Origin of the sequence: Vibrio sp. 99-8-1 (assembly GCF_013114595.1) — a bacterium.
Classification (GTDB): Bacteria; Pseudomonadota; Gammaproteobacteria; order Enterobacterales; family Vibrionaceae; genus Vibrio.
In genome coordinates, this window is the sequence record NZ_VTXE01000068.1 from 1 (window position 1) to 4,004 (window position 4,004).

A 4,004-nucleotide genomic window follows, 5' to 3' on the forward strand; every position below is an offset into this window, starting at 1 on the left:
CACAAGGAGGTTTTAACAAATTGAAAGGGGTTTTATAACTGACTCATAGCTGTAAGCTTTACGGAACCCCCAGCCTAGCTGGGGGTTTTCTGCATACAAAAAAAACCGCTCTAATGAGCGGTTCTTAAATTAAATCTAATTAGCGAGAGCTGCTTATAGCACGTCAACCGCATTAAGGTCAGCAAATGCTTTCTCAAGACGAGTAACCATAGACGCTTGACCAGCACGTAGCCATACACGTGGATCATAGTACTTCTTGTTTGGAGCCGCTTCACCTGTTGGGTTACCGATTTGACCTTGCAAGAATTCACGATTAGCCGCTTCGTATACGCGGATACCGTCCCAGCAAGCCCACTGAGTATCAGTATCGATGTTCATTTTGATAACACCGTAACCGATAGACTCTTGAATCTCTTCTTCAGAAGAACCAGAACCACCGTGGAATACAAAGTTTAGTGCATTTGGTGCAATACCAAATTTCTCAGCACAGTATGCTTGAGAGTCACGTAAAATAGTTGGAGTCAGTACAACGTTACCTGCTTGGTATACACCGTGCACGTTACCAAATGATGCTGCAATAGTGAAGTTAGGGCTGATAGCGTTTAATTTTTCATATGCATACGCTACATCTTCAGGAGAAGTATATAGTTCAGATGCGTCCATATCAGAGTTATCAACGCCATCTTCTTCACCACCAGTACAACCCAATTCGATTTCTAGAGTCATGCCCATTTTCGCCATGCGAGCAAGGTATTGACCAGAAATTTCGATGTTCTCTTCTAGAGACTCTTCAGAAAGGTCAATCATGTGAGAAGAGAATAGAGGCTTACCTGTTTGAGCAAAGAACTCTTCACCTGCATCCAGAAGACCATCAATCCATGGAAGAAGTTTCTTAGCTGCATGGTCAGTATGAAGAATCACTGGCACACCGTAAGATTCAGCTACTGCGTGTACATATTTTGCACCAGCAACAGCACCAAGTACTTGCGTACCTTGACCTTCAAGCTTAAGGCCTTTACCTGCGAAGAAAGCAGCACCGCCGTTAGAGAACTGAACAATAACAGGGGCTTTTACTTTCGCCGCTGCTTCTAGTACTGCGTTTACAGAGTCAGTACCTACACAGTTTACAGCTGGTAAAGCGAAGTTATTTTCTTTAGCAACTTCAAATACTTTTTGTACGTCTTCACCAGAGATAACACCTGGCTTTACGAAATCGAAGATCTTAGACATGGATTGAGTCCTATTTTCTGTCGTTTTAAATGAATTCTTGCGAATCTTGCAAACGTTTGCTCCCTACGCAGCGGCATTCTATCAATAAAACCTAGCGCAGCAAACGTAAAAACGGGAATAATTATTCCCGTTCACTTCAATATTTATGCTTTAGCACGCTCTTCAAGCATCGCTACAGCAGGAAGTACTTTACCTTCAACAAATTCAAGGAAAGCGCCACCACCTGTTGAGATGTAAGAAACATCAGCTTTGATACCAAATTTATCTATAGCAGCTAAAGTATCGCCGCCACCAGCAACAGAGAAGCCTTCTGACTCTGCAATTGCTTTTGAAATAGATTCCGTACCAGCTTCAAAGTTCTTAAATTCAAAAACACCTACTGGACCGTTCCAAAGAATGGTTTTTGCATTTTTAAGAATTTCAGCCAATTCAGCTGAGCTATTTGGACCTAGGTCAAAAATCATATCGTCATCTTGTACTTCTGATACATCTTTGATTACAGCTTCTGCATTTTCATCAAACGCTTTAGCACAAGCCACATCAGTTGCAACAGGAATAGCGCACTCTTCCATCAGTTTCTTCGCGGTATCAACAAGATCGGCTTCATAAAGCGATTTACCAACATTGTGGCCAGATGCTGCGATAAACGTGTTCGCAATACCACCACCAACAACAAGCTGATCTGCTACTTTAGATAGTGATTCTAGAACCGTTAACTTAGTTGATACTTTAGAACCACCAACAATAGCAACCATTGGACGAGCTGGTTTGTCCATTGCTTGAGCAAGAGCTTCTAGTTCATTTGCAAGTAAAGGACCTGCACATGCAACTGGTGAGTAAGTACCTACGCCATGCGTAGAAGCTTGAGCACGGTGAGCCGTACCAAATGCATCCATAACAAATACATCACACAATGCCGCGTATTTCTTAGATAGCTCTTCTTCATTTTTCTTCTCGCCTTTATTAAAGCGAACATTTTCAAGAACAACTAATTCACCAGTGTTGAGCTCAAGACCATCTAAATAGTCTTTTGCTAACTTAACGTCACAATCTAAAGCGTCATTTAAGTAATTAACAACAGGTTGTAGAGAGAACTCTTCAGCGTATTCACCTTCAGTTGGGCGACCTAAGTGAGATGTCACCATTACTTTAGCACCAGCTTCTAAACAAAGCTTAATGGTTGGTAACGATGCTAGAATACGAGCATCAGAAGTCACTTTTCCTTCTTTTACTGGTACGTTAAGGTCAGCACGGATAAATACACGTTTACCTGCTAGGTCCAGGTCGGTCATCTTGATTACAGACATGGTTTGTCCTCTCAATTAAATATAAAGTTTTAAACAGCTCAGCATCATGCCAAACATAGAAATTCTTTAACTGCTACCTATGTGGGGATTATGTAATTTAATTTCAAGAAAAATTTCACTTTAATCCCAAATTCATTTATTCACATGGCAACATAACTAATGCGGTATCCAGCATTCGGTTGGCGAAACCCCACTCGTTGTCGCACCAAACTAACATTTTTACTAGATGACCGTTGCTAACTCTGGTCTGCGTTCCATCTACAATCGCGCTGTGCGCATCATGATTAAAATCAATCGAAACCAAAGGTAATTCAGTATAGTCAACAATGTCACGTAATGTACACCGAGATGCCTCTATTATGGTTTGATTTACGTCATTAACTTTCACATTTGCATTAATTGTGACACTTAAATCTATCGCAGTAACGTTAACAGTGGGAACTCTGACGGAAATAGCTTCAAATTTGTTAGAAAATTTCGGAAATATTCTTTCAATGCCTTTATGAAGCTTGGTATCTACCGGAATAATTGATTGACTGGCAGCACGGGTACGGCGCAGATCTGAATGGTAGGCATCAATGACCTGTTGATCATTCATAGAAGAGTGGATAGTGGTAATAGAACCAGACTCAATACCAAACGCATCATCCAGTACCTTTATTACCGGTACGATACAGTTGGTTGTACATGAACCATTCGAAACAATGTTGTGTTCAGGAAGTAAGGTACTTTGATTCACACCATAAATAATGGTGTTATCGATATCATGACCACCTGGATGAGAAAATAGCACTTTTTTTGCACCCGCGGCGATATGCTGTAGGCCATCGGCTCTATCGCCGTATACACCGGTGCAATCTAGCACTATATCTACTTCCAAATCTCGCCAAGGTAGCAGTTCAATTTCAGCTAAGTGAAGTATTCGAACTGAATCAAACTCACCATTATTGTGGTGGATAAACAGGTGCTGCTGATCATTCGATATTTTCTTACTAAAGCGTCCATGGCTGGTATCGTATTGCAACAGGTGCGCCATCGCATCAGGCTGAGCCAGTTCATTCACTGCAACAATTTTTATCTGCTCGTTTTTTCCGCTTTCGTATAGGGCACGAAGTACATTTCTACCAATACGGCCAAAACCGTTAATTGCAACTTTTAGCATTTTTTTGCCTAATTATTATTGTCTTTAGAGTGGGATACTAACCGATTATCCTGGCTTTCGCACGGCAACTAGGCTCAGTTTTTCAACAATAAAACGCAATAAAAAAACCGGAAATCCTAAGATCTCCGGTTTTTACAGTATTCACGTCAGTGCTCAAAGAAGCACTGAAAGGTGATGGATTAAGCCAGTAGCTCTTTCGCGGTATCGACAACGTTTTCTACGGTAAAGCCGAACATCTTAAAGAGTTCGCCTGCCGGAGCTGACTCACCAAAGGTTGTCATACCGATGATGCGGCCGTCAAAACC

3 protein-coding genes and 1 pseudogene are annotated in these 4,004 nt (G+C 41.4%); all 4 read right to left on the reverse strand.

Features of this window, described 5'->3' with window-relative positions:
• Positions 1–153: 153 nt before the first annotated feature.
• A complete protein-coding gene (gene fbaA / locus F0227_RS21630) occupies positions 154–1,230 on the reverse strand; it encodes a class II fructose-bisphosphate aldolase (protein WP_171755324.1) in 1,077 nt (358 codons plus the stop codon).
• A gap of 143 nt (positions 1,231–1,373) precedes the next feature.
• Complete coding sequence (locus F0227_RS21635) at positions 1,374–2,537, reverse strand: phosphoglycerate kinase (RefSeq protein WP_171755325.1); 1,164 nt, start codon at positions 2,535–2,537, stop codon at positions 1,374–1,376.
• A gap of 136 nt (positions 2,538–2,673) precedes the next feature.
• Complete coding sequence (gene epd, locus F0227_RS21640; RefSeq protein WP_171755326.1) at positions 2,674–3,699, reverse strand: erythrose-4-phosphate dehydrogenase; 1,026 nt, start codon at positions 3,697–3,699, stop codon at positions 2,674–2,676.
• Between the two features lie 179 nt (positions 3,700–3,878).
• A pseudogene (locus F0227_RS21645) lies at positions 3,879–4,004 on the reverse strand (transketolase); the annotation flags it as partial.

What these genes read in the sequence shown, in the direction of transcription:
- F0227_RS21635 (WP_171755325.1), bottom strand. Translation starts at nt 2,537, where the DNA reads ATGTCTGTAATCAAGATGACCGACCTGGACCTAGCAGGTAAACGTGTA.
- fbaA (WP_171755324.1), bottom strand. Translation starts at nt 1,230, where the DNA reads ATGTCTAAGATCTTCGATTTCGTAAAGCCAGGTGTTATCTCTGGTGAA.
- epd (WP_171755326.1), bottom strand. Translation starts at nt 3,699, where the DNA reads ATGCTAAAAGTTGCAATTAACGGTTTTGGCCGTATTGGTAGAAATGTA.